Origin of the sequence: Longibacter salinarum (genome assembly GCF_002554795.1) — a bacterium.
Taxonomy (GTDB): domain Bacteria; phylum Bacteroidota; class Rhodothermia; order Rhodothermales; family Salinibacteraceae; genus Longibacter; species Longibacter salinarum.
Genome location: NZ_PDEQ01000009.1, coordinates 156,854 through 183,847, shown reverse-complemented (window position 1 = coordinate 183,847; position 26,994 = coordinate 156,854). Strand labels below are relative to the sequence as shown.

Genomic DNA, 26,994 nt, shown 5'->3' with positions numbered 1-26,994 from the left:
GGTTTGGCGGCTATCGTCGCCTCATTCGAGACTATGAACGTCTTCCTGAAATGTCAGAAGCCATGGTCCGAGTGGCCATGATTAGACTCATGATCCGCCGCGTTACCTAATCCGCCAAACAGCTTCTGAAAGTGTGAAAGCCTGTTTTGCGGACAGCTGCGTGTGCAACGAAACCGACTTCCCGGCGGTCGGTCCTCGGGATGCTCGCACCACGAGGCGTTGTTGATTTCTCGGATCCGCGTCTACTTTGTATGTGCCAAGGGACCGCCATCAATCCTGCTAATAGAAATGAAGGATCGCGCTTACTTTTTCTCGACCCATCCGTCAAACAGGGTGCCACCGTACCATCGTCCTAACGTCCAACGATTCAACGGCTCAGCGCGACTATGCGTGAATAGAATCCAACCCACAATCAACGATTCACAATTCTAAAAGCTTAACGTCCTAACGAATCTTTTTCTCCTGGCGGGAGAAGGCGATGTAGTCGGTCCAGACCGGGTCGTGGCCGGCGGCGCGGACGTGCTGGGCGATTTGCCCGCGGTGGTAGTGGCCGTGGGTGAGGACGTGCATCAAAATGTCGCGCACGGGGGTGTCGAAGGTGACGCCGGAGCTGTTCTGGTAGCGAGCATCGCGGCCGAGATCCGCTGGCGTGAGGGCGGCGACGTATTTCTGCATCGCGGTTCCGGCTGTTTCTACGCGGTCGACGGCGCCGTCGAGCGAGTCGTCGGGCCAGATGGCAAGGCCGCTGGTGTCTTCTCCCTGCAGACGTCCGAGCCAGACCTGTTTTGTAGCGCCGAGATGGGCGAGCAGCGAGGTCGCGTTCGGGAGCGAGGGCAGCTCACGCAATCGCTCACACCATTGGCGGTCCGCCCACCGGTCGTATTGAAATCCGTCGCTGAAAGTCTGGGACATCTTTAGGTGTGGAAGTGTGGAAGTGTGGAAGTGTGGAAGTGTGAAAGTGTGAAAGTGTGAAAGTGTGGAAGTGTGGGTGTATAGATGTGTTTTTGGGCGTTGGGCTGGTGGCGCTGCAACGCGAAACGCTTGAACGATCCAGAACCGGTTTGGTGGACCGCCTTCGCCGATCCAAAGGTACGGACCTCCCGATGGTCGGTCCTACCGACGCTCGTAGCACTAGGATTAGCTGTTCTCGCGCACCGGTGTCTGCGGCGTCATCGCGAAAGGATCACTGACAGGCCTCCGATAGAAATGAACGGTCATGCGTACGTTTCCGCGATCCATCCGCCAAACACGTTCCCAACGTACCAACGTCCAACGCAAGGGTGATTCAATGCCCGAGCGCGACCATGTCTGAACACAATCCAATTCACAATTGACAATCCACGATTCACAATCCCAAACGCCTCAACGACCCAACGTTCTAACGCTACGAAACGGGCTGCCCGAAGCGAATGGTGAGATCGATTTCGGTGTTGGGGCCAAGGCTCTTGGCGACGGGGCAGCCTTCGGCAGCGTTACGGAGAGCGCGTTCGGTTTTCTCATCGAACGCGTGGGGTACATCGACGGTGACGGTCAGCTTCGAAATATGCCGGGGCGGGCCGTCCATCTCTTTGTCGATGCTCACGGTCATTTCGCCGAGGTCCAGGTCATGCTTGTTGGCGTAGATCCCCATGATCGTCACGATGCACGTGCCGAGTCCGGTCGCGACGAGGTCGGTCGGAGAAAACGTCTCACCGCGTCCGTGATTGTCGACGGGCGCATCGGTGTGAAGCTGGTTACCGGAGGGCTCATGCGTAGCGCGGCAACGGAGCTGACCTTCGTACGAAACATCAATGTGGACCATAGAGCGCTTTGGGTTGAGGGCAAAGGACCGAGGATTCGATGATGCGTACGGTTGCCGACGGGATCTGTTGACCGATGCGAGGGCGTGAGGGTCAACAATGCACTGGAAATCCCCGGTTGGCCTTCCCGCCGCTGGTGGCAACCGCTCTCAAGAACGTTACCAGCCGCATGCAACGTCACATCGGGTCAGTCGATAGATGAGATGATTGCTTGACTCCCGGATATTCGGTCAACCCAACGTGTCCGTTCGTGTAACGATTGCTTTACGCCGGGAAAGTGAGCATAGAGTGAACACCTTCTGACATGCATCTCGACGGCGACATGGCCTATTGTCCATGGAGCCGAAAATGCTGCTTTGTGAGGAAGGAGCATGTACTGCGGCCGAGTTGCTCTCGGTTGCTTGTTTCGGCGAGATCCTTCTCGTTTCCCCTGCTGTATTTTGCCTCCTGATTGATTATGCCTACAACTCTTGCTTCCGAGGTCGAGCGTCGCGCACGCGAGACGTACGGTGTTGTCCCCAACCTTTTCGCTGCTCTATCCGATCACACGGGAATGCCCGGCGCGGTGTACATGGCCGCCGATGAAGCCCTCATGCGTGGGCTTTTGAACCCCGTGGAGCAGCAGGCCATCATGCTTGATCTTGCCCGGTATCATGGAAGCCGGTACGATGCGGTGGTTCACGCTCGACTTGCGCTCGACGCCGGTCTGCCACCAACGGCCGTGGATCGACTCCTGCGCGGTGAGCTGCCACAGGAAGACCCGCTCCGTGCGCTCGTCGAAGCGAGCCGTGCATCCTGCGAGCAGCGCGGATGGCTGGATAAGGAGGCGCTGACACAGTTTCAGTCGCGCGGCGTGAGTCGGGGGAAGCTCTTCGAGATTTTTGCTCTGATTGGAATGAAAGCGTTCACCGCGTTCACCCATCATATCTCCGGCGTCGAGGTCGACGATGCGTTGAAGTCCACGGAGGCCCAGCTGTCTGCCGTTCCAGACAAGCCAGCCGACATCCGTCGCCAGCGGCTCTTCATCGGGTGATCGCTGCCCGGCTCGCTCTCCCTGCCTCCTTTCGAATACGCCGATACCGTACCGTCATGCCAGAATCGTTTGCCGAACATCAAGAACGGGTCCGTGAGATGGCCCGAGAAAAGTATCCGTTCATTCCAAACCAGATCCGCGTCCTCAACGAGCACAGTCCGGCTGCTGCCGAGACCTACATTGCGACGATGAACGCGATTGAGGATGGAGAACTGGCGCCGCATGAGCGCGAAGCCGTCATCCTGGCGATTTCTCGCTACAACGATTGTCACTACTGCGCCCGGACGCACGCCTTTCTCGGGTCGGAGGCGGGGCTTTCGAACGACGCCATTGAGGCGATCCACCGCGGTGGGCTGCCGGAGGAGCCGCGACTCCGCGCTCTCGTCCAGGCCACACGCATCCTGCTCGACAAGCGTGGGTGGCTCGACCGCGAGGACATCGAAACGCTCGACCGTCGCTCCGTGAGCCGCACGGATCTGTACGAGATCAACGTCCTCATCGGACTAAAAATCTTCAGCAACTACGTCAACCACGTGGCGCGCACGGAGGTCGATGAGCCGATCACGCAGGCGCCCAATATCCAGGAGATGTGGCCGGTGGTTGGAAAAATGAAATGGCAAGGAGAAGGCGAGGCACCGAAAACGACGTACCGATAACGCAGGACCGGACCGATCTTTTTGTGATGGACGGCACGATGCGCCGGGTAGCTCGGAAGGGGGCGGCCCGGCGTTTTTCGTGATCGTCTATCCGGTCGTGAGTCTTCTTGAGGCATTATTTTTATTGTTTAGATATCGTGAAGACCTGGTCTGTACTCCAAAAGCGCATGCGGGGGCATCTTTTGGATGATATCGTTACTATCATTACTTGTCTCTCTCCTCGCCAAACGGGCTCCGAATATGTCCTGTCGATACATCTCCGTCCTATTACTCGCTGCACTTTTCATTCTGTCGGTGCCCAATGATGCTCGCGCTCAGGCGGATGAGAGCATCCAGGGAAGCCTCTGTGTAGGCTTCGATTGCCAGGCCACGGAGACGTTCGACTTCAAGACGATCTATATGAAGGAGAACAACCTCCGGCTCTTCTTTGAGGACACGAGCAACTCTGGTTCTTTTCCGTCGAATGACTGGCAGATTAGAGCGAATGAATCAGAAAATGGAGGGGCGAATCTGTTCGCATTCGACGATGTGACGAACGATTATCAGGCGTTTGTTATTGAGGCGGCCTCGCAGGATAATGCTCTTGTGGTTAGCGACACCGACAATTCGGGTAGCGGTGGAGGGTATGTTGGTGTCGGTATCGCAGACCCTCAGATCGAACTGCACCTCTTTCACGGCGACTCACCGGGGATCCGGATGGAGCAGGATGGGACGGAGGGATTCGGTAATTATGCGTGGGACGTGGCGGGCAACGAAACGAACTTTTTCGTCCGAGACGTGACCGGAGGGGCGAGTGTTGGCCAAGAAATTATTCCGTTTCGTATCTATCCCGGCGCGAGCAACGGGTCGCTGACGGTTTCCGATAACAGCATTGGAATTGGCACGACCAGCCCAACGACGACGCTCCACCTGCAGTCGGACACCCCCGGTTTGCGGGTCGAGAATACGTCGAGCGGAACGGACGCCCTTGCGCTCGATGAAAACGGAAACCTGACGATCTCGGGCGTACTGACGGAAGCGTCGAGCATGCACCTCAAGGAAAACCGGGAGACGGTGAACACCGCGGAGGTATTGGAGACGCTGAAATCACTTCCTGTCGAGACCTGGAACTACCGTACTGATGAGGATGGCATCCGCCACATGGGTCCGATGGCTCAGACCTTTTATGCTGCGTTCGGGCTCGGTGTGGATGAAGAGCACCTTGCTCCGCTGGACGTGAACGGTGTGGCGTTGGCCGCCATTCAGGAGTTGCTGAAACGCGTGGAATCGCTCGAGAGCGAAGCGGCTTCGACCGAGAATCAGGTGCAGGAGCTGAAAGCGGAGAATCAAGAACTGAGCGACCGCATCGCCCGCCTGGAGCGTCTCGTGGAGCAGCAGATGGGGGAGAATGCGGATGTGAAAGCGCAGGGGGACGCAAAGTAAGGATCTCTGCCGCTCGCTCTCTTCCGCTATTGCCCCTCTATCGCTATGAGATTCTTATCTCTTCTTTTACTCTCCGCTACGCTGACATTTTCAGCTGCGGCGCAATCCGAATCGGCGCCTGTTCCCGATACGGATGCCCCCGATTCGGCGGTCATCCCTTCAACGACGGTTCAGGAGACTCCGCCCCCATTCGACAACGGGCGCTCGGGGACAACGGCCACTCCGACCAAGAAGCGCACGTCGACAACCGTATTAAATAATGGCCGGAATCCTGACGCACAGCCCTCCGGGGCCTCGGGCGTCAAGACCTCAGCCGTCCCTACGGAGCTAAACAACGGACGCAATTCCTCGACCGAGGCAACACCTTCACGGGTACGCCCACTCGGGGTCCCGAAGGCTGTCAGCGCCAGTACCGTTCGCATCACGAACGTGGGCCCGGATGGGGACGCGAATTATGACGCCTTCCACCCGGCGGTAGCGTACAACTCGACGGCGTCGGAATACGTCGTCGTCTGGGCGGGCACCGATGACGCCGGTTCGTTGGCACCTGGCGAAACAGAAATTTACGGCCTGCGCGTCGATGCCACGACGGCACAGCCGATCGGCTCGCCCGTCCGGATCAGTTCGATGGGTACGGATGGCGACGAAACGTTCGCCGCTCTCCATCCGACCGTTGTCTTCAACCCCGTTGAGGAGGACTATTTCGTCACCTGGCAAGGGAGTGCCACCGCCGGCGAGTTCGAGATTTTTGGACGCCGATTGAACGCGTCGGATCTGTCGATCAGTGCGCAGGAGCGTCTGACAAATGTCGGCGCGGATGGTGACGCGACGGTGGATGCGCAATCCCCGGCCGTGGCCGTCGATACGAACACCGGAGCGTACTTTGTCACGTGGCACGCGAATCCAGATGGAGATATGGAAGTGTATGGCCGCGGTCTCAATGTTGCGGGCCAACCGAATGGATCCACCGTTCTGCAGATCAGCGATGCTGGGCCGAGCGGAGATTCCGCCTGGCGCGCTACGCACCCGGCCGTGGCGTTCAACTCTTCGGCAAATGAGTTCTGGATCGTTTGGAGCGGGAGCGACGATCAGACGGGCCTCGTCGCCGGGGAAAACGAGATCTTCCTTCGTCGTTTGGAAAGCAATGGCACGCTCATCGGAACCGACGGCCAGAGGATTAGCGCGGCCGGAGCGGATGGTGACGCATCGATTGATGCTGAGCGTCCGACCATTGTGATGGATTCGTCTGTCGGCGAAGCGTTCGTTTCATGGAGCAGCAACGCTGCGGACGGATCGGGTGCATTCGACGTGTACGGTCAGCGACTCGACCTTGCCACCGCTTCCGAAAAGGGTACCGACGACCTCCGCCTGTCGACGATGGGGCCGAGCGGAGATGTCGCCTTCTCCGGTTTCGCACCGGCGATCGCGGGCATTTCGGGACGTGAGTACGTCGTCGCTTGGCGTGGAGACGACAGTGTGGACAACAGCTTCGAGGTCCATCTGCAGCGCGTCTACGCCGATCTGGCGAAGGGCGATGAGGGCGGCGACGATGATGCGCTCATCACGTCTCTCAGTGATGGAACGTCCAACTACGGCGCAGTGACGACAGCGATTGCCGCCGGTCCGTCGAATTCGTACCTCGTGGTCTGGAGTGGCGACACGAGCGGAAGCACGCTGGTCGAGGGCGAGCACGAGATCTTCGGGCAAATCCTGAAACTCGGTGAGCCGCTGCCGGTCGATCTTGCCTCCTTCACGGCGGCCCCATCTGGCGACGGCATTGAGCTTTCCTGGCAGACGCTGAGCGAGACGAACAACGATCGCTTCGAGGTGCAGCGTCGAGCCGGAGATGCAGCGAAGCAAAGCGGGACCTGGCAGACCGTCGGGACGGTGAGCGGTGCCGGTACGACCACAGAAGCGCAGGACTACCGCTTCCTCGACCGGGACCTGCCGTACGTAGCGGACGAGGTGGTGTATCGCCTGCAGCAGGTCGACGTGGATGGCGCAAGCAGCCTGTCTGACGAGATCCGGATCGATCGCTCCGGCGTGACGCGACTGGAGCTGCTGGCGACATTCCCGAACCCGGCGCGGACAGCGACCACAGTTCAGTATGCCGTTCCAGAATCGGTCGACCGCTCCACGGACGTTCGGCTCATGCTCTACGACGTGCTCGGCCGACAGGTGCGCGATGTTCGCATTGGCTCGGCCCGCGGACGAAACGAGGTGCGGATGCGTCTCGATGGACTCGCCTCCGGAATGTACTTCCTTCGTCTGGAGGCAGGCGGGCAGGTGCGCACGCAGAAGTTGACGGTCGTGCGGTAGCGAGTGTCGTCTTTTCTACTCTGCGGAAATAAAGATAGCGCCGCCGGGTGAACCCAAACGGGGTCTCGCCGGGTGGCGCTTTTCAATTGATGCGGCCGATTCAGCGAGATCCGTACTGCACCTTGCGGCAGCTCAGTGTCCGCCTCGCAACGTCCGTGGATTCTTCCGGCATGACCCAACCTGACGCTCGCCATCCATTCCTGCCAAGCAGCCTGGGTTGTTTCCGTGATTCGTCGCTTGAGGGCAAACACTTTCCTCGTCCTCTCCCTTTCTCCCGCTCTCTCTTTCCCCGCTTTCCCTTTCCGTATCTGCCGAACCTCACCTTCGGGAGCGCATTCCGCTTCGACCCGTAGGCGTGTGAGCCCACCCATCCAAACCGTTTTTTGCCTTCATGGCCGACGACGCGACCCCGCCCCTGATCATTGACGTTCACGCCGATATCGCGTGCCCCTGGTGCTACATCGGACATCAACGACTGGAGCAGGCGTTAGAAAAGCGACCGGAGCTCGACGTCGTGTTGCGCTGGCGACCGTTTCAGTTGCAGCCGGGGATGCCGGCGGAAGGGCGACCGTGGCGGGAGTTTGCCCAGGAGAAATTCGGGGGCTGGGACAAGGCGCAGCAGATGTTCGAGCGCGTGAAGGCCGTCGGCTCGGAGGACGGACTCGTCTTCAACTTCGACTCGATGGAGGTTGCGCCGAACACGGCAGATGCCCACCGGCTCGTGCTTTGGGCCGAAGGGCAGAGTGCTGGCGTGGAAATGTCGGAGCGGCTCTACGCAGCCTACTTCGCCGATGGCAAGAACGTGAGTGATCGCAACGTGCTCGCTCGGTGTGCCGCCGACGCCGGACTCGATCCGGATGCGGCTCGGGAGATGCTACAGAGCGAAGACTGGAAGCAGGAGGTCGTCCGTGCACAAGATCTGGCTCGCCAGCGCGGCGTCACGGGAGTTCCGTTTCACGTGTTCGACGAACGGTATGCGGTGTCGGGGGCCCAGCCGGTGGAGGCGTTCGTCCGAGCGCTGGATACGGCAACTGGGGGATGAGGTACGAGATGTGAGGTGCGGGGGATGGGCGATGCGTTTCGCTCGGCACCGGGATAACCGCCGGTCCTGATCGGGGTGCTGCGGGCGGGCGAGAGGGAGAGTGTGAGCGGGTGAGAGGGGAGTGGGAGTGCTGCATCATGCCGGCGGTTTCGGGATGGTCCGCGGCTTGTGTCACCGTGTTTGCCCGATCGGGTCTCGGTTTCCTTGACGTGGGCGCTTTGGCCACGGGGTACCTCCATACGACCGTATTTTCTCCAATCCACAATTCACCATCTACAATCCCCAGTCCCATCCCTATATCGCGGACTGCAGGCGGCGGCGTGCGACGACGCCCGCGCCGATGGGGCCGGCATCGTCGCCAAGGGCGGCCGGGACGAGGCGGATTTTCTCCGCCCCCTCGCGCTGCAGGTAGTGCTGCCGGGCCGTTCGTCCGATGGGGTCGATGAAGTCCTGACCGAGGCGCTCCACGACGCCTCCGCCGAAGACGACGACCTCCGGGTCCAGCACGTTGACGAGGTTGGCCGTTAGGAGTCCAAGGTAGTATTGCGCGTTCTGGATGGCTTCCTCCATCAGCAGGTCGCCCGCTTCCAGCGAGGCCTCAATGACGCTGCTGGTGAGCTTCTGCTTGCCCTTCTTCTCCATGATCTCGAAGACCTCCGTCGAGCGGCCTTTCTCCATCTCCTCGCGGATGATTGCCTCCATCGCCGTCTTGCTCGCGTAGGCCTCGACGCAGCCATAGCGTCCACATCCGCACTGGCGTCCGTTTGGCTTCACGACGACGTGGCCGACCTCGCCCGCGACGCCGCGCCATCCATAATGCGGGGTGCCGTTCAGCACGAGTCCACCGCCGATGCCCGTCCCGACGAAAATACCGATCATGTCGAGCGTGCCCTTACCGGCACCGTAGACGTGCTCACCGAGCACGCCGATGTTGACGTCGTTGTCGACGAGGACGGGCATCTCGAGCTCCTCTTCCAGCAGGTCCCCGAGTGGGACGTTCGTCCAGCCCAGGTTAGGGGCCGACTTGATGACGCCTGCCTCAATGTCGACGGCCCCTGGGGCACCGATGCAGAGTGCCTCGAAATCGTCTTTGCTCGCATCCATGTCATCGATCGTGTTGCGCACCGTCTTGGCAATGCGCTCGATGACCGCGTCAACACCTTTCTCAGGTCGCGTTTTTTTCTTATCCGAGGCGAGGATGTCACCTCCGCGAACAGCGGCCGACTCGATGTTGGTTGCACCGAGGTCGACGCCGATGATCAGGGGATCAGGCATGCTGGGGTCGGGACGCTAGATCAAGGAAGAAGGGTACGTAGTCAAGGAAAGAAGCGCTTAGCCGCGAGGATGGCAAACGCGGAAAAAGATGGTTGCAGATCGCTCGTTCTCCTAGCGTCAGCACGAGTGGAAAACGCCGCCGTGAGCGAGATGAGCAGGCGACCGGGGGTCGAGCGTTGATAGCAAAACGACCCGCGCTCCGTTGAGGAGGCGGGCCGTCGGAAAAGCTATCGGTTCGTTTCGCGGAGTGCCGTTGGGGTCAGGATAGACCGAAAAATTCTGCGATGCCGGTCAGAACCATCTTTGATGCGATCGCGGTCAGAACCATGCCCATGAGGCGCTCGGTTGCGATGAGGCCGCGATGGCCCATGAGGCGGGCGAGGTTCGGCGCGAGAAGGAGCACGGCGCCGGTCGCGCCCCATGCCAGTCCGAGAGCGGACAGCCACTCCAGCCAGCGCGCCGGGTTGCTGCTCATAATGAACAAGACGGACGCCATCGCGGAGGGACCGGCGATGAGCGGTACGGCGAGCGGGACGAGAAGCGGTTCGCCCGCGGCATCTTCAGCTTCCTCGGCGTCCGCAGCAAATACACCGCCGGGCGAGGGGAAAATCATGCGCAGGGCGATCAGGAAAAGGATCACGCCGCCCGCGACGGTGAGCGTGGACTCTGAGATGCCGATCGCGTTCAGCAGGTAGCGTCCGCCGAAGAGAAAGGCGATGAGAAAGACGAGGGCGATCAACAGTTCTCGGGCAATAACTTTCCGCCGCCGGTCTTCGTCAACGGACCGAAGTACGGACAGAAAAATCGGCACGTTGCCGAATGGATCCATCACCAAAAAGAGGAGCAGGGCGGCAGAAAGGAGGGTCATCGATCGTAGGTCGTATTCTCGGGGATGCGTGTTCGAAGCAAGTTGTCAGCGTGCATAGGAGTGTGTTGCTTGCTACTCTGTATGTACGGAAGCGTCGGCACATCCCGTTTCATGGAGTTTTTCGATCCGCGTGATCGATTAAACCGATCACCTCGCACCCCACCCCCCACACCCCACATCTCTCACCTCACCATCTATGGAGCTTCGTCATCTGCGGTACTTTACGGCGCTCGCACGGGAACTGAATTTTAGACGGGCGGCGGAATCGGTTTTTGTCGCGCAGTCGACGCTGAGTCAGCAGATCCAGGCGCTGGAAGATGAACTGGACGTACAGCTCGTGGATCGCTCGCGCCAGCACGTGGCGTTGACGGAGGCAGGCGAGACGTTTCTGCCCTACGCGGAGGAGGTGCTTCGGGAGGCGCGTCAGGCGGAGTCGATCGCCCGTGCCGCTCGCGACGGGCGCGCGGGGTTGCTGCGGCTCACGTACGAGGCCACGGCCATGCGGAGTGGTCTGCCGAACCTGATCCAGTCGTTCCGGAAGGCCGTTCCAGACGTAAAGATGGATCTTACGGAGGTCGACACGCACACGCAGATCCGCTCCCTCCGCGAAGAGCAATCGGATGTCGGCTTTCTATTCTTACCGATCGACGAGCGCGGGCTCCGCGTCCGGTCCCTCCACGTGGCCCCGATGATCGCCGTTCTACCAGAGACGCATCGCCTTGCCGGGCGGGACACGGTTGCTCTTCGCGAAATGGAAGCCGAGCCACACGTGATGTGGGCGCGGGACGTCGCCCCGAGGATTTTCGACGCGTATGTTCGGGCGTGTCACGACGTGGGATTCGCCCCGCGCATCGTTCAAGAGATCCGGGGCGGGGAGAGCTTCCTGGGTCTGGTGGAGGCGGGACTGGGCGTGTCCATCGCTCATCACTCGAACCTCCAGATTCAGCGCCCCGGCGTCCGCTACGCCGTGATCACCGAACCCGAGATCCCGCTGAACCTGGGCGTTGCCTATCGGCAGCAGGATGACTCGCAGGTCGTCGCGCGACTCTTAGAGATGCTGGAGCAGGCGAACGCTTTTGGGGAGTAGATTGTGGGTCGTTAATTGTTAATTGGATGGGAGTCGGGTGCGGTGGTGACAGCGCTCGGAGAGAATGATTCCTGATTCTGAATAATTACGTCTAAATCGGCAGCGACCGTAATGCACGGAACGAGCGGGCTCGCATTTTAATGAGGAAGCGCAGAGCGCTTCAACGGAAGATAGGTTCTGATTGGATTATATCTGGTCGTAGGATTCAACTGGATTGTTCGATCATGCTCCAATCCACAACGAATCAACGCCGCAGTGTGGAGGGGTTTGTCGCGGGTTGTTAGAGGTCGGTAGGATTGATCCCGCTGGGAGTAGCAGCACGGATCGCATGGAGTGCACAATCCTAAGAAGCTGTTTGGCGGATGGATCGATAGCCGAGACACAGTGGGCGAAGCCCGCGTGGAGCGCTCAAGCGAGTCATGTAGTGGAACTACCTGGCGAGCGAAGTAGCTCCACAGGGCAAGATCCACGAAGTCGCAGGCCCGAGACAGTCCGCCAAACAGCTTCTAAATCCCTAAATCCCCAATCGACAACGTCTGAGCGGTCTAACGTGCAACGAATCAACGGCTGAACCGTCGTTCGTTGATCGCAACTAGTTGACTGGATTACGTCTCGGCTTGAGTCGCTGGCCGAAGCGTTCCCTCAATGCTCCAATCCACAACCCGGAATCCACAATCGACCATCGTCTCCTACCCTTTCACCGGCGTCAACCGTTCGGCCTCGACCTCAGACGTGGGCGCGGACGCCGGGGCCATTTGCTCTAGCCGTTCGGGTTTCGGCGGATCGTACGACATCTCAAGGTTGCGGGTCGAGAGGATCGTGAGCAGTGGGATCGCGAAGAACACGGCGGCGATGTAGCCGATGGCGTAAGCCCGGTTGGTAACCGCCCAGTCGCCCAGTTTCTCTGCCAGTCGGATGGGAATCCGTCGGAGCTGGTCGATCGGGAGGAAGAGGGCGATGCCGTAGACGTTGAAGAAGAGGTGGGCCAGCGCGACTTTCACAGCTGCAATGCCCTGGAGCGCCTCCACGCTTCCCGGCGCGCCGGACGACGATAGCACCAGGGCCGCCAGAATCGCCGTCATCGTGGTGCCCACATTGGCGCCGAGAACGAACGGGTAGATCTGCGTGACGGTGAGGATGCCGGCGCCGACGAGCGGGACGGTGAGCGACGTGGTGATCGAGGAGCTTTGCACGAGGAAGGTGAGTCCCACGCCGAAGAGCATCGACACCACCGGGTGGCCGAAGATGTAGTCATGGAGCATCCGCTCCGAGCGGCCGAGGACCAGGCTCTTCAGAAGTTTGACGAGGAACCGCAATGAGAGAAACAGCAGCCCAAGACCAGCGAGCAGAACCAGGATGCCACTTTCGCCGGTCGCGGCGATGAGGAAGCCTGCGATGGGTTCGGTGATTTGCTTCACGGGGCTGAGCAGCTGTGTGCCACCGAGATTGGTCAACGACTCCGTGAAGTAGGCGGCCGGCGTCGAGACGACCTGAAACATCAGTTCGAGAGGAAACAGGACGGCGACGGCGAGGAAGTTGAAAAAGTCCTGCACCGTGGCGCCTGCCATCGCCCGCCGAAACTCCTCCTTGCGTGTCACCGACCCGAGGGAGACAATCGTGTTGGTGACGCTCGTGCCGATGTTAGCGCCCATCACGATCGGGATAGCGCCGGCGATGTCGAGGGCACCGGCTGCGACGAGCGAGACCGTGAGCGTGGTGGTCGTCGATGAGGACTGCACCAGCGAGGTCGCCAGAATCCCGATAAAGAGCCCCACAAACGGGTTCGACGTCATCTTCAGCAGCGACTCGGCTAACCCACCGCCCATCAGCTTGAACGAGTCGCCCATGAGCTCAAGGCTGGTGAAGAACATCACCAGGACGAGAGCGAGCAGAAGGAAGCGAAGAAGCTGATCCTGAGGGGAAGGAGTGGTCTTCGAAGCTTCGGAGAGAGGTTTCATAAGACAAGACGGGCAGTCGAGGAACGAGGGGCAAGAGCGTGAGCCTCGTTCCGATTAATCACTGTTGAGGCGAGAAGTGGCCGTTTCCATCAATTCTGCGAGTCCGGGTTCGTCGACCGTTGACAGCGCATCCGAGGCGGTTAACCACTGCCGCTGTCGCTCGTGATCTTCCGGCCATTCGTCGTGGATCTGCTCCACGTGTAGGAGCCACATTCGAATGGTCGTTTCCCCACTATGCCGGTAGGTGCCAAGCTCCGGCTGGACGAGTGTGCCTTCCACACCGGCTTCCTCAAGAGCTTCCAGGCACGCTGATCCTGGCTTTCCGTGTTCAGGCTCGATGTTTCCCTTTGGGCAAATCCATCGACCGCTCGTCCGCGTGGTGATAATCAGAAACTCCACGCGATCGGCAACGCGGCGAAATGGAATGGCACCTACCTGCTCGATGGACATGGCGTAGGGGATTGTCAGAAGGACATCTCGTACTTGCGGTTACATGCTACGAGGTTGAACCGTTCTGATCGTTTTTCGGTAAGATCGTGATGTTTTCGACATCGATCTCGGGTCGGCGCATAAAGGAGTTTTCGACCTCTCCGGAGATTTCGATCCGCGTATCGGCTCCAATCTCATGTTTGGGAAAGTCGTCGCTCTCGATCTCAATGCGGATCTGACCCGTCTCGTCGCTGAACATGTACTTTTCGGTGCTCAGTTGTTCGAGGATGGTCCCGCGGAGCGTCACCTGCTGATCGTCTTGCGGGTCTTCAAGAACCTGCGCGACAGTCGAGGGCGACGGGCTGGCGCCAGGTCCGGTGTATTGAGCGAGAACGGAACCTGGGAGGATGAGAAGTGCAACCAGCAGGCCAACGAGCGACGTAATTGCGCTGAAGTGAGAGCGAAGAGATATGTTTTTCATGGCTATTCGGGATGCGAGAAGCGGAGTGTTGCCGGAGCGGCCGATGCAAGTGGCGCGCTTCGTCCGATAATTCACTCCCGTATACCATTTGATCCTTACCACTCGCTTACGGCGAGCTTACAAATTTGTAAGGAAGGCACGGTAGGTGTCGAGGTGTGGAAGTATGGATGTGTGAACGTGTGGACGTGAAGCGAGGGACCTGGACCGAAACACTTCGCATTTCGCCCTTCACATTTCGAATTCGATGTCCACCTCATGACTCGACGGGCAGATAGACGCGAAATGTGGAGCCTTCGCCCGGGGTGCTGTCGACCGTGACGCGGCCGTCGTGTGCGTGAGCTATGGCACGGACGAGGCTGAGCCCCAGCCCGAGGCCTTTCTCCGACCGGCTCCGGTCCCCGCGATACAGTCGGTCCCAGATTCGTGGCAGGTCCTTTTCCGGGATGCCGATTCCGGTGTCGCGGATGGTGATGCATGCCGCCGCTTCGGCTCGCTCGGGAAACGACGTTTGCTCTGCCGTCACCGATACGGAACCGCCTTCCGGTGTGTACTTGACGGCGTTGTCGAGAAGGTTGGCGAGGATCTGACGGGTCCGGCCCGGATCGACATGCACCGTGAGGTTGGCGGGAACGTCGACGTGGAGCGCAACGCCTTTTTCTTCCGCGACCATCTGGTACGCATCCGCCACGTCCCGGACGAGATCCAGCACGGCCACGGATTCGGTGGCAAGACTCAGTGTGTCGGCTTCGGCCTCGGCGACGTCCATGATGCCATCGAGCATTTCGAGCACGACATCCGATGTGTCGACCAGGTCGGCAAGGGCCTCCCGCAGAGCCTCCGGGTCCTTCTCCTGTTGAAGTGAGAGCTCTGCCTGGGCGCGCAGCCGCGTCATCGGGGTGCGGAGGTCGTGGGCCACATTGTCGAGCGTGTCGCGCATTCCGCGGACGAGTCGCTCGATGCGGTCCAGCATCTGGTTGAACAGGTAGACGAGCGTTGCGAATTCGCCCGCTGCTTCGTCGGCCGGGGCGCGCGTCTGCACGTCGCCGGTTTCGATGACGGTATGGAAGGTCTGGACCAGCCGGCGGACGGGGCGAAGGGCGCGATAGGCCAGGATCGTCCCGCCGAGAAGAGCGATCAGGATGACGGGCAAAAGGATCGCGAGAAAGGCGGATTGCATCGACTGCAGCACATCTGCGCGCACGTCCGCGTCAATGCCGACTTGTAGCACACGGTCCGGTGCTACGCGAACGGCGAGTGCAGCGAGTGGGTCGCCATCACGGGCGGCGCCGAGCGGGATCCAGTCGCGGTTGTCCGGGGGTGGATGCTGGGTTAGAGGGACGATGTCCTCGCGAAGCCAGTCGTCCGGGTTATACAAGAAAAGCGTTCGGCCACTGGCGTCTGCGAGTCGGACGAGCAATTCCTGCTGGCGTTCATCCCCGGTACGATCGTTCAGAGTCACTCGTAGCTGCTGGACCCCTCCCGCTCGATACGCCTCAACGAGTTCGTCGGCCTGCTCTTCGATGAAGCCGCGATCTGGCTGCTGGAGGAAAAACAGCAGCAGTCCGTACGTGAGTCCGGCAAGGACAGCGACGCTCACGATGAAGATGAGCGCATAGCCGGCGACCAGTCGCACGCCCAGTGTGTGGGCGCGCCATCGATCCGAGAGCCGGTCAAGGAGTGCGGAGAACATATCCGGAGCCGCGGACCGTGTGAATGAGTTTGGGTTCGAAGCCGTCGTCGACCTTGCTTCTCAGACGGTGAACGAGTACCTCCACGACGTTCGTCTGCGGGGTAAAGTTGAAGTCCCAGACGTGCTCCAGGATCATGGTTTTCGACACCACCTTTCCCTGGTTGCGGACGAGGTATTCGAGCAGGGAAAACTCCCGCGGTTGGAGGTCGAGTTCTTCCCCGGCCCGTGTCACCGTTCGCGACATGCGGTCGAGTTCGATGGGGCCGGCAGAGAGAGTTGAGGAGTCCACGGAGCCCGTGTTGCGTCGGACGAGGGCTTGAACCCGCGCCAGAAGTTCGGCGAAGGCGAACGGTTTCGTCAGGTAGTCGTCTCCGCCGACCTGCAATCCTTCCACGCGCTCATCCACGGACCGCTTGGCGCTGAGGATCAGGACCGGCGTACTATCGCCTCGCTGACGAAGGCCCTGGATCAGGCTCAACCCATCGCGCGACGGCAGCATCAGGTCGACGATGGCGGCATCATAGTCTTCGTTGAGACCCATCCGGAAGCCCTCTTCACCATCTCCCGTGCGGTCGACCACGTAACCGGCTTCCTCCAGTCCCTGTTGGACGAACTGGGCGATCTGATCGTCGTCTTCTACCAGGAGAACGCGCATAAAAACGGGGGAGGTGAGGTGCGAGGATGGTTCGGACGCACTTCCAGGCACGAACGAGGTTCCTGTTGGAGCTGGACGCACGACGGCACGTTGGGAGTCCGACCTGGCTCGGTCGCTCATGGGGCATCTGGTTAAAAGGCGGAGCGCACCACGCCTCCATCCACGCGGAGGGCCGCACCGTTTGTTGCGGAGGCGTTTTCGCTGCAGACGTACGCGATCATTGACGCGATTTCTTCGGGCTCTTCGAACCGCTGCAGCAGAGAGGTGGGCCGGGCTTCGTTGAAGAACTGCTCCTCGATCTCCTCGGCGGTCAAGCCTTGCTCTTCCGCCAGGCGCTCGACGAAGTCGCCGACACCCTCCGATGCCGTCGGGCCCGGAAGGACGCTATTGACGGTCACGTTGCCCGCTCCTTTCGTTGTTTCCGCGATGCCGCGTGCGAGACCGATCTGCGCGGTCTTCGTCACACCGTAATGGATCATCTCCTCCGGAATCTGCACGCCGGACTCGCTGGAGACGAACACGACGCGACCCCAGCCGCGCTTCTTCATTCCGGGAAGGTAATGCCGGGTGAGTCGAACGCCGCTCATCACGTTCACCTCGAAATGCTTCATCCACGCCTCGTCGTCGGTGTCTGCAAAGTCCGATGGTTCGAAGATGCCGACGTTGTTCACCAGGATGTCGATATCGGGTTCGGCGTCCGTCACTTTTTCGACCCCGTCCGCCGTGCCAAGGTCCGCGGCCACACCGCGCACCGTCGCTCCTGCCACAGCATCCGTGATGCGTTCGACGGCAGCATCTACGCGGTCGGCGGTGCGTCCGTTAATAATGACCGTGGCGCCCTCCTCCGCCAGCTGTCGAGCCGTGGCCCATCCGATTCCGGCGGTTGATCCGGAGATGAATGCGGTTTTGCCTTCAATCTGCAAATCCATATCGGTGCTAGGTTTAGACGGTGTCAAGTGAGCGCTCCTTCGACGTTGGATTCCTTCGGTCCAATCAGCGGCTCTGCATCGCGTTCGGGCGCTCCTGGTGAAATAACATCCGTGTGACAGAGCGCGGATCGTGGCGAATGGCCATGTGTTGCGATTCGCCCAGTTACGCGTCGATCTTCTGCAGTTGCTCTGCCTCGGTGATCACCTCCCGGCTGAGGAGGAGGCTGCTTATCACGCTGGTGAGCCCGCCCGCAGCGAAGATCATCGCCATGATGACAAACTGGTAGAGCGCGGCGTAGATCGGGTTTTCTCCGGCCAAAATCATTCCCGCCATGATGCCCGGAATCCAGACCCAGCCCAGGCTCTTGAGCGAGTCGACGACCGGGATCAGCGACGCGCGGACGCTGTCGCGCACTCGTTCGGCCAGCACGGCCTGCGGCGGCGCTCCGAGCGACAGGCCAACCTCAATCACGTCGCGATTGCTGTCGATTTCCTCCTTGAAGCGGTCGAGCGCAAGGCCGTTGATCTTCATCGCGTTGGCGATCACCATGCTGCCTACCGGGACGAGGCTGCGGACGGTGGCTTCGATCGCGCCCGCCCAGGTCATCAGCACGATCACGATGCCCGCTCCGACGCCGATCGCGAGTAGTGAGATCCGCGTCACGCCGGGTAAGCCCTCGCCACGCTGGCGCGAGATCCACGTAGCGCCCGCGACCATGCCGATCAGAATGACCCCGCTCCACGCGAGCGGGACCGTCAGCAGCACGCCGATCAGCAAACCCATCGCGACGATCTGCACGAAGCCGCGAACGAAGGCGGTCGCGAGTTCGGTTTCGAGCTGAAGCTTGCGCCAGCGTGAGAGTCCGACGACAACGGTGGCGAGCACGGTTGCGGCTGCAACCTGTAGGAGGCCGTCCATGACGACCGGCTCCTGGGCTCTCGTCCAGACATCGGCAAACGTAGAAGAGAGATCCATGGGCAGCTCAGGTATCGAGAATGTCGTCGAGGGGGCCGGAAGCCTGGACACGGCCGTTGTCGAGCCGAATTCCGCGCGTGCCGAGGCGCCGGGCGCGGTCGGTGTCGTGTGTGACAAGGACGGCCGTGATCGACAGGTCGCGCATCACGTCGGCGAGGAGGGACTCGACCTGACGGGCCGCTTCCGCGTCGAGGCTGGATGCGGGCTCGTCCAGAAGCACGACCTCCGGTTCGTTGTAGAGCGTCCGGGCGATCGCGACACGCTGGGCTTCGCCGCCCGACAAATCTTCAGCGTCGCGGTCGGCAAATCCGGCGAGGCCGAGCCGCTTGAGCAGATCCGCCACGCGCTCCTCGTCGACCGGCTCGCCGCGGAGGCGCGACCCCCACGCCACGTTCTCGGCCACCGAGCCGTCGATCAGCGTGGGCTGCTGCGGCACCATGCCGACGCGCTTGCGGAGCGTCTGCGGTGGAATCTGGCGGTAGTCCTCGCCCTGCAGGTGGACGGTGCCGCCGGTGGGTTCGTCGAGGCGGTTGAGCAGGCGGAGCAAGCTGGACTTGCCGGCACCGGACGGGCCGAAAATGACGAACACGTCGCCGGCTTCGACCTCAAAGTCGACGTCATCGACGAGCGTCTCCCCGTCCACGGACCGGGAGAGCTGGTGAGCAGAAAGTACACTCATAGGCTGACGTTGCAGGAAAAAGCGAGTCGGTCTCGTTCACGTAGGGCGCATCGCAATGCGCCCGCACAAGCATCGCGATGCGCCCTTACGCAGCGGGCTGGCGTCGTGGTGCTGCGCAGGCCGGTTGACTGTGGGGCGCCTCCTGAAGAAACGCGACCGGTGCGGCAATGACAACCGCGTCGGTCGGAGAGGCGGGACGAGATCAGCCCGCCGCACGCCACAGGTAGAGGCTCGCCAGACTCCGCCGCGGGCGCCACGAATCGGCGATCTCACGCATGCGGGACCGGTCGGACTCGCCATAGAGGGTTGTCATGCCGTTGCGAATGCCCAGGTCTTCGACAGGGAATACGTCCGGCCGGCCCAGGGCGAACATCAAAAACATCTTGGCCGTCCAGATGCCCACGCCGCGGATGTCGGTGAGTGCGTCGATGACCATTTCGTCATTCAGATCTGCGAAGGAGGCGCGGGTCCATTCGTGCTGAAGGAAGGCTTCCGCGACGTTACGGACGTACTCGGTCTTCTGTCGAGAGAGTCCACAGTTTCGCAGACGCTCGGGCTCCGCTTGGAGAAGTGCCTGAGGAGTGATATCGCAGGTTTCGAACAGGCGGTTCCGGATCGTGCGTGCGGAGGCTACCGAGAGTTGCTGGTTTACGATCGAGGTCACAAGCCGTTCGAAAGGATCATCGGCGGCTTCGAGAGCAAGAGGTCCATTCGTCGCCCAGACGTCATCCACATGAGCCTGAAGTATATCGTCATCGAAGGGGTCGTGCATATCACATGTCTATACAATTCGTATGTGGAAGACGTCCGTTGCGTCTCGCACGCAATTGTCGGTGTCTCAAGCGGCTGCGTGGGCTCCTCCGTCATCGTGCTTTGACACGCCGGAGATCTCACCTTCAGCGACGCCGGGTGTTTCTGCACTGAACATCTGCCTGTAAATGTGCGAGCATGTGGTTTCAACAGCAGGGTCCGGTGTGCGTCGCCGGGGCGGGCTGCAGGCGACGGTCCGAGCGGGAAAATCATTCGTCGAAGGATAACGGGCACTCGTCGAATCGGCGCAACAAACAGGCGATGGATGTCCGATGCTAAGCGTCGAACAATCGCGGTCCCCAGTTTCCCCGACGCCTTCGATGACATACGCTTCTTGCATTCAGCGGCTCGCCTTCCCGGTTCTGTTCACGTTACTGATCGGTGCCACAGTAGGCACGTCGTACGCTCAACCGTACGCCGGCCCATCGCCCTCGACCTCCTCGACGTTCCAGAGGGTCTCTTCGCCTTCAACCGAAGGCCGGTCGGCCGCAGAGTCGTTGCCTGACTGGGCTTCTCCTTCCCACCATGGCTCCTACTCCAAGGGCGGTAATGGACGCGGCCCGGGTAACGGCAACCGGCGGCCATGCAGAAATCCCAATCCGCCGCCGTGGTGCGACGACGATGGATATGGGGGGATGGACAATCCCGATCCCGTACCTGTCGATGGAGGTCTGGTTCTGCTTGCCGCAGCCGGTGGGGTGTTCGCCGTCCTTCGCCTGCGTCGCAACGACCATCAGGCCGCGTGACGATTGCCGGTGAAAGCCGAGCCCGGTCGCTTTTCGTCACGGTTGTCGTCACGGGTAGCGACCCGATTGAGGTGTGGCTGGAGGTATGGACGTTTCGAGGTGTTGCGAGCCGTGCCGCAAACACCCAAACACCTGAACACCCAAACCTAGCTACTGGACACTTTCATTAAAGCGTGGGTCACTTCAGCATTCCCGGCGCGGCGGCTCCGAAATGCACGGGAGTATGTGGGTATGGGCGTGTGAGCCTGCGGCGTCATTGACCTTCACACCTCGTGTATGAGACGCACGAGGTCCGTTTCTCAATGACATACGGAGACCGTCCGGTTTGAAATTAAAACGGTCCGGTAGCGAGTACCCGAACACCTAAACCCCAAACACAAAAAAGAGGCACGCCGCGAACGGCGCACCTCTTCTTGGTTTGAGCATCATGTGTTGGAGTTCGATCCCTTGTCGGATACATCAGGAGGATTCGCTGAGCGGTCGGACGAGGCGTTCGAAGACCTGGCCGCCGTCGATATCCGTCGGGATCTCGTCGAGTCGGTCGTAACGCCGTGCGTCGATCCAGCGGTGGCCGCCCTCGGCCCAGAGCGAGTAGCGCCGCTGGAAGAGGATCTCGTCGATCAGCGAATCGCGGTCGGTCGGACCGGAGTAAGGACTGAGTCCCCACGTCTCGCGGATGATATCGATCGCATCGACGGCCTCCGTCGGCTGGTCGAGCTGTGCGTTCGCCTCGGCGTAGATCAGGATCAACTCCTCGTTTCGGATGAAGGGCACCGGCGAGGTTTGGGTCTCATACCGGTTGTCCTGGTAGAACAGCTCGACGCTGCCAAGATTTGGGTTGACGATCGGATCGGTCCGCTCGAAGAACTTATTGGCCACGCGCTCATCGCCCGGAAGAGCATCGTCGATCATCGACGGGTGCACCATCAAGATCTGATTGGTGTTGGCATCACGCGGGTAAAAGAGCGGGTTAAAAAGATCCGGCGGATTGCCGAAGGGATGGTAGACGCCGGCATTCATGCTGGCCTCCCCTTCTGTGAGCGACAGAAAAGAGTCATCGAGCGCGTCGAGGGCCCCCTGCCAGTCTTCGGCGTAGATGGCGGCCCGGGCGGCGATCGCGCGGTTGACCTCTTGCATGCCCTCCGGTGTACTGAAGCCGGTGAAGCCCGACGTGAGTGTGAAGTTGAAGGTGTCGCCCGCAGCGTCCAGATTGTTATTGCCCTCGTCGAGGATGGTTCGAATTTCCGCGAGAGCGTCGTCATACGGTAGGAACGGTCCCGGATTCAGCGGGTCGTTGACGTCGATCCGAATGGAGCCGTCCGGGTTTCGGTACTGCCCCTGGAGGGGAATCAGATACTGGAAGCCTTGAATGGTTTGCGCAAAGCCGATGTAGCCCGCGGCTTGTTGCTCATTGACAGCGTCGGTCGCGTTGACGGAGTTGATTAATGTGTTGGCCTGCTTGATCGCCTCATACGGCGTGTCGTAGGCGGAGCCGTCGACAAAGAACTCAGGATCCGGCGTCGTGCCGTCGAAGCCGAGCCAGTTCGTGATGAAGCGCGGGTCGGAGGCATAGGCGGCGTACACCTCTCGGCCGAACGAACCGAAGAGCTGCGTCAGGTCGGCGTTGCCATCGGTGTAGGCGCGGTGCTGGAATTCCAGACCTGCCACCAGGTCTTGCAACTGCGCCTGCGTGGCGTTTTCCTGAACGGCGTCCACGGACGGACTATCGGCATCGGTGACCTCGTCGGGGTCGAAGAAGTCGCACGCCGGCAGAAGCAGAGCGACGGCGAGAATCAGTATGGGAAGACGGTATCGAGTCATAATCTACAAATCGGTCGAGGCAACGGTCGGGAATGTGGGCGTCTCGGCCCGGGCGAGGCGGCGGCACGCGGCCGCCGGCCTCTGCGCGGGCGGGAACGGGATCAGTAGGTCAGACGCAGGTGGAAGGTGATGCGCCGTGAGCTCGGGTACGGCGATACCTCCACGGACTGCGCGATAGCCTGCGTTCCGAAGACCGAGACCTCCGGATCGTAGCTGGAGTAGTCCGAGAACAACAGCAGGTTGTTTCCGGATACGCCCACCCGGGCCCGGCTGAGGACGTTGCCAAAGGTTCTCTCGAGAAAGGAGGACGGGATGTTGTAGTACAGCGACGCTTCGCGGAGCTTTACGTACGACGACCCCTCGATGAACTGTGCTGCGCCGGGGCCGAACATGTCGGCACGGTCGCGTCCGTTGGGGACCCCGTCGTTGTCGTGGTCTTCGTTCCAGTCGGACGTGGTGCCGCCGCTGTCCGTGAGGAATCGTGTCAGGTTGATGTTTTCCCCGCCTTTCTTCCAGTGAAAGAGGAAACCGAGTTCGAAGTCGCGGAAGAGCGTGAACTGGTTCGAGAACGACATCTGGAAGTCGGGCTGCGCGTCCCCGTACACGGTGAAGGGTGTGTCGCCATCATCAAGCGCCGGCGTGCCGACGATGGTTGTTGGCGAGTACCCCTCCTGGATCAGGTACGTCCCGAGGGCTGCGCCGAAGCCGCCCGTCGTGAATCGGTCAATGTTCAGCTCCGTGATCTCGGAGGTGTTCGCCCAGAACAGATTGCGCGACGTCCAGGCGAAGCGCTCCGTTTGTATCGGGGCAAGCGTCAGGCCGACCTCCCACCCCACGTTGCGAAGCGTGCCGGCATTGACGGCGATCTCGGTGATACCGGTAGAGACCGCATTCTCGCGGTCCAGGATCAGGTCTGAGACCGTTTTGCGATAGTGTGTCAGTTCGAGGCTGACACGGTTCTCGAAGGCGCTGATGTCGGTGCCGAACTCGAACTCTTCCGCTCGTTCGGGTTTTAGCGTCGGGTCGACACCGCGGGTATCGATGGTGGAAGCCAGGTTTCCGTCAATGTTCTGGCTGGCGAGCGACTCGAAGGTTACGCCGTACTGCGGAAGGCCGCCGGTTTGTCCGAACGCGCTGCGCAGTTTCAACTGGCTCAGGAACGACGGCAGCCCGATATCAAACTCGTGCACGTTGACGGCCAGCGAGGCTTTCGGATAGACGTAGTACTCGTCCTGGGAGGCGTTCAGCGTGGAGCGGTCGAGGCGAACGCCCGCAGATCCGATGATGCGATCCCTCCAGTTGGCATCCTGCTGCCCGAAGAAGCCAATGTCCCGTACCTTGACGGTGTTGTAGACATCGTTAGGAAGTTGATTCACGATCTCCTGCACGCTGGCGTTGACCGGGTTCGTCTGCTCCGGCGGAAGGCCACGGCCGCGGACGAGTTGGCGATTCGTGTCCTGCGTGAAGCGGGAAAAACCGGTCTGGGTCGTCAGGTTCAGGTCCCCACCGCCGAGACTAGTGGCCTGATTGAAGACGAGCACAGCCTGCAGGTTGGTGTTGAAGTCGTCCTGCTTGCCCCGGATCACATCGCCGGGGTTCGCGCCGGCCTGCTGAAACTGGAAGAACGGCGGGAAATACACCGTGCTGTTGCTGTTCAGGTAGTCAAACCCGCCCTGACCGCGGAGCCGTAGCGATGTGCTGTTGCTCCGGATTAGATCGGCCTCGGCCGAGAAGGACTGGACGAAACGGCTGACCTCCTGGTTGTTGGTGGCACCGTCAATCACGCGCAGCGGGTTTTCCGCAAAGTACGGATTGTCCGGAAAACTGCCGTCCTCATTCTGGAACAGATCCGCATAGCTCCGAACGTAGGCAAGCGTATATCCGACCGAGCCGCCGGTGCTGTTCTGGTTTCCTGTAAAACCGCGGTCGTTGTCCGTGTACACGTAGTTGGACTGCGACGTCAGGCGCACCCGCTCGTGGAGCCGGTGGTCGAGGTTGGCACGGAGGGAGCGACGGACAAATCCGGTGTTCTCGATGATGCCCTCTTCATCCTTCAGGTTGCCGGACACGAAGAATTGGGTTTGGTCATCCCCACCGGATACGCTGAGCTGCGTGTTCGTCGTGAGGCCGGTGTTTCCGTAGACCTCATCCTCGTAGTCGGTGCTATTGCCCTCGCGGAAGCGGGCAATCTCATCCTGGAAGCTTTGCGTGCCAGGCTCTTCGAAGAGCGCGATCTTGTCTTCGCTCCAGGAGGCGGTGCCCAGCAGGTTCAGTGCCGAGACGGCGCCTACGTCCTGTGAGAAGCTGACGCTCGTACGGCCGGCCTGTCCGCGCTTTGTCTGGATGATAACAACACCCGCGTTCGCCCGCTGCCCGTAAATGGCCGCGGCGGAAGGGCCTTTCAGGACCTCGACACTCTCGATGTCCTCGGGACTCAGGTCCGCCAGACGGTTCGACACGTTATCCTGGCTCGGGCCACCGGCGTCGTCGAGTGTGGAGCGACCGGTCGTGATCTGACTGTTGTTGACGTACACGCCGTCAATGATGTAGAGCGGCTGGGAGGAGCCGGCGCCCAGCGTGCTGATGCCACGAAGCTGCACGTTGTTGCCGCCCCCCGGTGCCCCGCTCTGCGCGGTAATGTTGACACCCGGAATTTTGCCCTGCAGCGCGTTATCCACCGTCGTCGGATCCACGCGACCAGCAATCTCTTCCGCGTCGATCTTCGTCACGGCGTTTGCGAGGTTGCGGCGTTTCACAGACGTGGCCAGACCGGTCACGACGACCTCCTCCAATCCGGCGATATCCGGTTGTAGGGCGATCTCTACCCGCCCGGTTTCGGGAGTCACGTCACGTTCGAGCGTCTGGTACCCGACGAACGAAACGCGGAGCGTTCCTTCCTCGCCTGGCACCTCGATGGAGAATTCGCCCTGCGGGTCGGTCGCAACGCCGATACTCGTCCCGACGAGGACAATATTGGCGCCGGGAATCGGGTCGCCGTTATTTGCATCGGTGACTGTACCTTCGACGGTAAATTGGGCGTGCGCTGCAGGGATAAACCCGAGGCTCACAATCAGGAGAAGAACCAGCATGCCCAGGATGGGCTTTCTCGCTGGGGGCGAAGTGCATGGGCCCGTGCAGACGAATGGGCGTCGTACCTTGTATCGCATGATGAGAAGAATTCAGACGGGAAAACGGGCGAGCGGAGCGGGGGCACGTTGATGCGAGCCTTCGGGGCTACCTGTTGTTTGCAGCACAGGCAGTTCAGATTTCATGAGTGGGGGCAGAGGGGATAGGGAGCTATTCTGTGAAGTTTGTGTGTCTTGAGTATCAAGTCACTGTAAAGTAATACGAAGTCAGCATCGTGTAATTCGCAATTGCAACGGTGTTGCAAATATGGAATCTGTTGAGGACAGGGAGGCGAGAATTGGTTGCCCTCAATGATCCCACGAAGGCAAGAACTCGCCGAGCAGAACAGTCGCCAGAGGCGGTCGGCCTGTAAGAGAGGAAAATGAAGAACGGCCTCCAGGCAGCGCTTTCCGAAGCAACATCCCAGAGACGTACGCCGAGTAAATCTCGAAACCGTCTAGACTGAGAAGCAGATCGATCTGGATAAGATATGCAGGGGTCGATGGCGCCAATTCAGAAAATCGACCGTTCGGTTTACGCTTCGCGTCGCGTATCCGCTGCGAGTAGGGCAGTTATCTCGGGGTAACGCAGGCCCATGCTCGCCTTGTGACTGCGAGCGTGGAAGGGAGGGCCGCCGAACTATAGAAGTGGTTGTCCTGGCAAGGAATCAGACTGAAGCAGTGCAATGATTTCGTCCACGGTCGCGCCAGAGAAGGGGCGCTTCATCCCGGTCCGGCTGACAAACAGAATGGTGCGAGCCTCCATGTCGTGTTTGACCGCAACCCAGGGACGTCCGACGTGTGGGCTCGGCTCGCCCAATCCATGACGATCGTCGAACGCTCGTACGGCACGCAAGAGGCGGCTCTGAGCTTTGTCAGACCACGATCCCGAAAAGTGAACCCGTAGATGATCTTCAGGGGGACGTTCCATACCTGATGCGGGCGAGCGCCGCTTTCGGTCATGAAAGCTAGAGCTGCGATTTGGACTCTAATTATTAGCGTCGGTGAGCCCGGACCTAAGAGTTGTTTTTACAATTGTCGGGAAATATATGCTCAAAGTGATATTTGTCAAGCCTGGGTCGAAGCCGTGTTGGCATGTTCACTTGCCGGGTGGCAGATCGTGTATCATGGACGCTGGATGTGCAGATTCGTCGCGAAGTTCACCGTTTATTGAAGCGCGAGATCCCTTTTCCT

At 60.5% G+C, this 26,994-nt stretch carries 23 protein-coding genes and 1 pseudogene; 8 read left to right on the top strand and 16 right to left on the bottom strand.

The window, feature by feature from the left end; translation table 11 throughout:
• Window positions 1–110 (top strand): annotated as a pseudogene (locus CRI94_RS17960) (IS5/IS1182 family transposase); the annotation flags it as partial.
• 334 nt (window positions 111–444) lie between these two features.
• Here CRI94_RS17960 and CRI94_RS15815 read toward each other — a convergent pair.
• On the bottom strand, window positions 445–912 hold the full coding sequence (locus tag CRI94_RS15815) for a DinB family protein (protein ID WP_098078189.1): 468 nt from the start codon (window positions 910–912) through the stop codon (window positions 445–447).
• A 472-nt stretch (window positions 913–1,384) separates the two neighbouring features.
• On the bottom strand, window positions 1,385–1,801 hold the full coding sequence (locus CRI94_RS15810) for an OsmC family protein (RefSeq protein WP_098078185.1): 417 nt from the start codon (window positions 1,799–1,801) through the stop codon (window positions 1,385–1,387).
• A 455-nt stretch (window positions 1,802–2,256) separates the two neighbouring features.
• Here CRI94_RS15810 and CRI94_RS15805 point away from each other — a divergent pair, with 455 nt between their 5' ends.
• The 5 genes from CRI94_RS15805 to CRI94_RS15785 all read left to right on the top strand — a co-directional run bounded on the left by CRI94_RS15805 (window position 2,257) and on the right by CRI94_RS15785 (window position 8,271).
• Entirely contained in the window at window positions 2,257–2,832 is a 576-nt protein-coding gene (locus tag CRI94_RS15805; RefSeq protein ID WP_098078180.1) for a hypothetical protein, read from the top strand.
• A 56-nt stretch (window positions 2,833–2,888) separates the two neighbouring features.
• Window positions 2,889–3,488 (top strand): carboxymuconolactone decarboxylase family protein, encoded by a 600-nt coding sequence (locus CRI94_RS15800; protein ID WP_098078177.1) that lies wholly within the window; start codon window positions 2,889–2,891, stop codon window positions 3,486–3,488.
• A 240-nt stretch (window positions 3,489–3,728) separates the two neighbouring features.
• Window positions 3,729–4,910 (top strand): tail fiber domain-containing protein, encoded by a 1,182-nt coding sequence (locus tag CRI94_RS15795; protein ID WP_098078173.1) that lies wholly within the window; start codon window positions 3,729–3,731, stop codon window positions 4,908–4,910.
• Between the two features lie 45 nt (window positions 4,911–4,955).
• Window positions 4,956–7,229, top strand: a complete 2,274-nt coding sequence (locus tag CRI94_RS15790) for a T9SS type A sorting domain-containing protein (RefSeq protein ID WP_098078170.1) — start codon at window positions 4,956–4,958, stop codon at window positions 7,227–7,229.
• Between the two features lie 391 nt (window positions 7,230–7,620).
• Window positions 7,621–8,271, top strand: coding sequence for a DsbA family oxidoreductase (locus CRI94_RS15785; RefSeq protein WP_098078166.1), 651 nt, complete (start codon window positions 7,621–7,623; stop codon window positions 8,269–8,271).
• 294 nt (window positions 8,272–8,565) lie between these two features.
• Here the strand turns inward: CRI94_RS15785 and CRI94_RS15780 are convergent, their stop codons facing one another.
• Window positions 8,566–9,546 carry an ROK family protein gene (locus tag CRI94_RS15780; protein ID WP_098078162.1) on the bottom strand — a complete coding sequence of 327 codons (981 nt, stop codon included), beginning with the start codon at window positions 9,544–9,546 and terminating at the stop codon, window positions 8,566–8,568.
• Window positions 9,547–9,805: 259 nt separating this feature from the next.
• Entirely contained in the window at window positions 9,806–10,414 is a 609-nt protein-coding gene (locus CRI94_RS15775) for a MarC family protein (protein ID WP_098078158.1), read from the bottom strand.
• Window positions 10,415–10,610: 196 nt separating this feature from the next.
• Here CRI94_RS15775 and CRI94_RS15770 point away from each other — a divergent pair, with 196 nt between their 5' ends.
• Entirely contained in the window at window positions 10,611–11,501 is an 891-nt protein-coding gene (locus tag CRI94_RS15770) for a LysR family transcriptional regulator (RefSeq protein ID WP_098078155.1), read from the top strand.
• 689 nt (window positions 11,502–12,190) lie between these two features.
• On the opposite strand, the gene CRI94_RS15765 is transcribed toward CRI94_RS15770, so the two are convergent.
• The 9 genes from CRI94_RS15765 to CRI94_RS15725 form a co-directional block, all read right to left on the bottom strand.
• The gene (locus tag CRI94_RS15765; RefSeq protein WP_098078152.1) at window positions 12,191–13,459 is read right to left on the bottom strand and encodes a Na/Pi symporter; all 1,269 of its coding nucleotides are present in this window, start codon (window positions 13,457–13,459) and stop codon (window positions 12,191–12,193) included.
• Window positions 13,460–13,513: 54 nt separating this feature from the next.
• Entirely contained in the window at window positions 13,514–13,909 is a 396-nt protein-coding gene (locus tag CRI94_RS15760) for an NUDIX hydrolase (protein ID WP_098078148.1), read from the bottom strand.
• Window positions 13,910–13,955: 46 nt separating this feature from the next.
• Window positions 13,956–14,369, bottom strand: coding sequence for a NirD/YgiW/YdeI family stress tolerance protein (locus CRI94_RS15755; RefSeq protein WP_098078142.1), 414 nt, complete (start codon window positions 14,367–14,369; stop codon window positions 13,956–13,958).
• A 253-nt stretch (window positions 14,370–14,622) separates the two neighbouring features.
• On the bottom strand, window positions 14,623–16,059 hold the full coding sequence (locus tag CRI94_RS15750; protein WP_098078138.1) for a sensor histidine kinase: 1,437 nt from the start codon (window positions 16,057–16,059) through the stop codon (window positions 14,623–14,625).
• Window positions 16,040–16,714, bottom strand: a complete 675-nt coding sequence (locus tag CRI94_RS15745; RefSeq protein ID WP_098078135.1) for a winged helix-turn-helix domain-containing protein — start codon at window positions 16,712–16,714, stop codon at window positions 16,040–16,042. The genes CRI94_RS15750 and CRI94_RS15745 overlap by 20 nt, the downstream gene beginning before the upstream one ends.
• A gap of 131 nt (window positions 16,715–16,845) precedes the next feature.
• On the bottom strand, window positions 16,846–17,643 hold the full coding sequence (locus tag CRI94_RS15740; protein WP_098078131.1) for an SDR family NAD(P)-dependent oxidoreductase: 798 nt from the start codon (window positions 17,641–17,643) through the stop codon (window positions 16,846–16,848).
• 163 nt (window positions 17,644–17,806) lie between these two features.
• Window positions 17,807–18,619, bottom strand: coding sequence for an ABC transporter permease (locus CRI94_RS15735; protein WP_098078128.1), 813 nt, complete (start codon window positions 18,617–18,619; stop codon window positions 17,807–17,809).
• A 7-nt stretch (window positions 18,620–18,626) separates the two neighbouring features.
• Window positions 18,627–19,298, bottom strand: coding sequence for an ABC transporter ATP-binding protein (locus CRI94_RS15730; protein WP_098078125.1), 672 nt, complete (start codon window positions 19,296–19,298; stop codon window positions 18,627–18,629).
• Window positions 19,299–19,500: 202 nt separating this feature from the next.
• Entirely contained in the window at window positions 19,501–20,070 is a 570-nt protein-coding gene (locus CRI94_RS15725) for a DNA-3-methyladenine glycosylase family protein (protein ID WP_098078121.1), read from the bottom strand.
• Window positions 20,071–20,428: 358 nt separating this feature from the next.
• On the opposite strand from CRI94_RS15725, the gene CRI94_RS17555 reads away from it, so the two are divergent.
• A complete protein-coding gene (locus tag CRI94_RS17555; RefSeq protein ID WP_143815450.1) occupies window positions 20,429–20,854 on the top strand; it encodes a PID-CTERM protein-sorting domain-containing protein in 426 nt (141 codons plus the stop codon).
• A 459-nt stretch (window positions 20,855–21,313) separates the two neighbouring features.
• Here the strand turns inward: CRI94_RS17555 and CRI94_RS15720 are convergent, their stop codons facing one another.
• The 3 genes from CRI94_RS15720 to CRI94_RS15710 form a co-directional block, all read right to left on the bottom strand.
• Entirely contained in the window at window positions 21,314–22,675 is a 1,362-nt protein-coding gene (locus CRI94_RS15720; protein ID WP_098078118.1) for a RagB/SusD family nutrient uptake outer membrane protein, read from the bottom strand.
• A gap of 101 nt (window positions 22,676–22,776) precedes the next feature.
• On the bottom strand, window positions 22,777–25,764 hold the full coding sequence (locus tag CRI94_RS15715) for a SusC/RagA family TonB-linked outer membrane protein (RefSeq protein WP_098078113.1): 2,988 nt from the start codon (window positions 25,762–25,764) through the stop codon (window positions 22,777–22,779).
• A 676-nt stretch (window positions 25,765–26,440) separates the two neighbouring features.
• Window positions 26,441–26,731, bottom strand: coding sequence for a hypothetical protein (locus tag CRI94_RS15710; protein WP_098078110.1), 291 nt, complete (start codon window positions 26,729–26,731; stop codon window positions 26,441–26,443).
• Window positions 26,732–26,994: the final 263 nt, after the last annotated feature.

Excerpts from the sequence above, each read along its gene's own strand:
- CRI94_RS15775 (WP_098078158.1), bottom strand. The coding sequence starts at position 10,414 with ATGACCCTCCTTTCTGCCGCCCTGCTCCTCTTTTTGGTGATGGATCCA.
- CRI94_RS15785 (WP_098078166.1), top strand. The coding sequence starts at position 7,621 with ATGGCCGACGACGCGACCCCGCCCCTGATCATTGACGTTCACGCCGAT.
- CRI94_RS15720 (WP_098078118.1), bottom strand. The coding sequence starts at position 22,675 with ATGACTCGATACCGTCTTCCCATACTGATTCTCGCCGTCGCTCTGCTT.
- CRI94_RS15710 (WP_098078110.1), bottom strand. The coding sequence starts at position 26,731 with ATGGAACGTCCCCCTGAAGATCATCTACGGGTTCACTTTTCGGGATCG.
- CRI94_RS15745 (WP_098078135.1), bottom strand. The coding sequence starts at position 16,714 with ATGCGCGTTCTCCTGGTAGAAGACGACGATCAGATCGCCCAGTTCGTC.
- CRI94_RS15715 (WP_098078113.1), bottom strand. The coding sequence starts at position 25,764 with ATGCTGGTTCTTCTCCTGATTGTGAGCCTCGGGTTTATCCCTGCAGCG.
- CRI94_RS15810 (WP_098078185.1), bottom strand. The coding sequence starts at position 1,801 with ATGGTCCACATTGATGTTTCGTACGAAGGTCAGCTCCGTTGCCGCGCT.
- CRI94_RS17555 (WP_143815450.1), top strand. The coding sequence starts at position 20,429 with ATGACATACGCTTCTTGCATTCAGCGGCTCGCCTTCCCGGTTCTGTTC.
- CRI94_RS15795 (WP_098078173.1), top strand. The coding sequence starts at position 3,729 with ATGTCCTGTCGATACATCTCCGTCCTATTACTCGCTGCACTTTTCATT.
- CRI94_RS15725 (WP_098078121.1), bottom strand. The coding sequence starts at position 20,070 with ATGCACGACCCCTTCGATGACGATATACTTCAGGCTCATGTGGATGAC.
- CRI94_RS15765 (WP_098078152.1), bottom strand. The coding sequence starts at position 13,459 with ATGAAACCTCTCTCCGAAGCTTCGAAGACCACTCCTTCCCCTCAGGAT.
- CRI94_RS15805 (WP_098078180.1), top strand. The coding sequence starts at position 2,257 with ATGCCTACAACTCTTGCTTCCGAGGTCGAGCGTCGCGCACGCGAGACG.
- CRI94_RS15790 (WP_098078170.1), top strand. The coding sequence starts at position 4,956 with ATGAGATTCTTATCTCTTCTTTTACTCTCCGCTACGCTGACATTTTCA.
- CRI94_RS15750 (WP_098078138.1), bottom strand. The coding sequence starts at position 16,059 with ATGTTCTCCGCACTCCTTGACCGGCTCTCGGATCGATGGCGCGCCCAC.
- CRI94_RS15735 (WP_098078128.1), bottom strand. The coding sequence starts at position 18,619 with ATGGATCTCTCTTCTACGTTTGCCGATGTCTGGACGAGAGCCCAGGAG.
- CRI94_RS15815 (WP_098078189.1), bottom strand. The coding sequence starts at position 912 with ATGTCCCAGACTTTCAGCGACGGATTTCAATACGACCGGTGGGCGGAC.
- CRI94_RS15740 (WP_098078131.1), bottom strand. The coding sequence starts at position 17,643 with ATGGATTTGCAGATTGAAGGCAAAACCGCATTCATCTCCGGATCAACC.
- CRI94_RS15770 (WP_098078155.1), top strand. The coding sequence starts at position 10,611 with ATGGAGCTTCGTCATCTGCGGTACTTTACGGCGCTCGCACGGGAACTG.
- CRI94_RS15730 (WP_098078125.1), bottom strand. The coding sequence starts at position 19,298 with ATGAGTGTACTTTCTGCTCACCAGCTCTCCCGGTCCGTGGACGGGGAG.
- CRI94_RS15800 (WP_098078177.1), top strand. The coding sequence starts at position 2,889 with ATGCCAGAATCGTTTGCCGAACATCAAGAACGGGTCCGTGAGATGGCC.
- CRI94_RS15780 (WP_098078162.1), bottom strand. The coding sequence starts at position 9,546 with ATGCCTGATCCCCTGATCATCGGCGTCGACCTCGGTGCAACCAACATC.
- CRI94_RS15760 (WP_098078148.1), bottom strand. The coding sequence starts at position 13,909 with ATGTCCATCGAGCAGGTAGGTGCCATTCCATTTCGCCGCGTTGCCGAT.
- CRI94_RS15755 (WP_098078142.1), bottom strand. The coding sequence starts at position 14,369 with ATGAAAAACATATCTCTTCGCTCTCACTTCAGCGCAATTACGTCGCTC.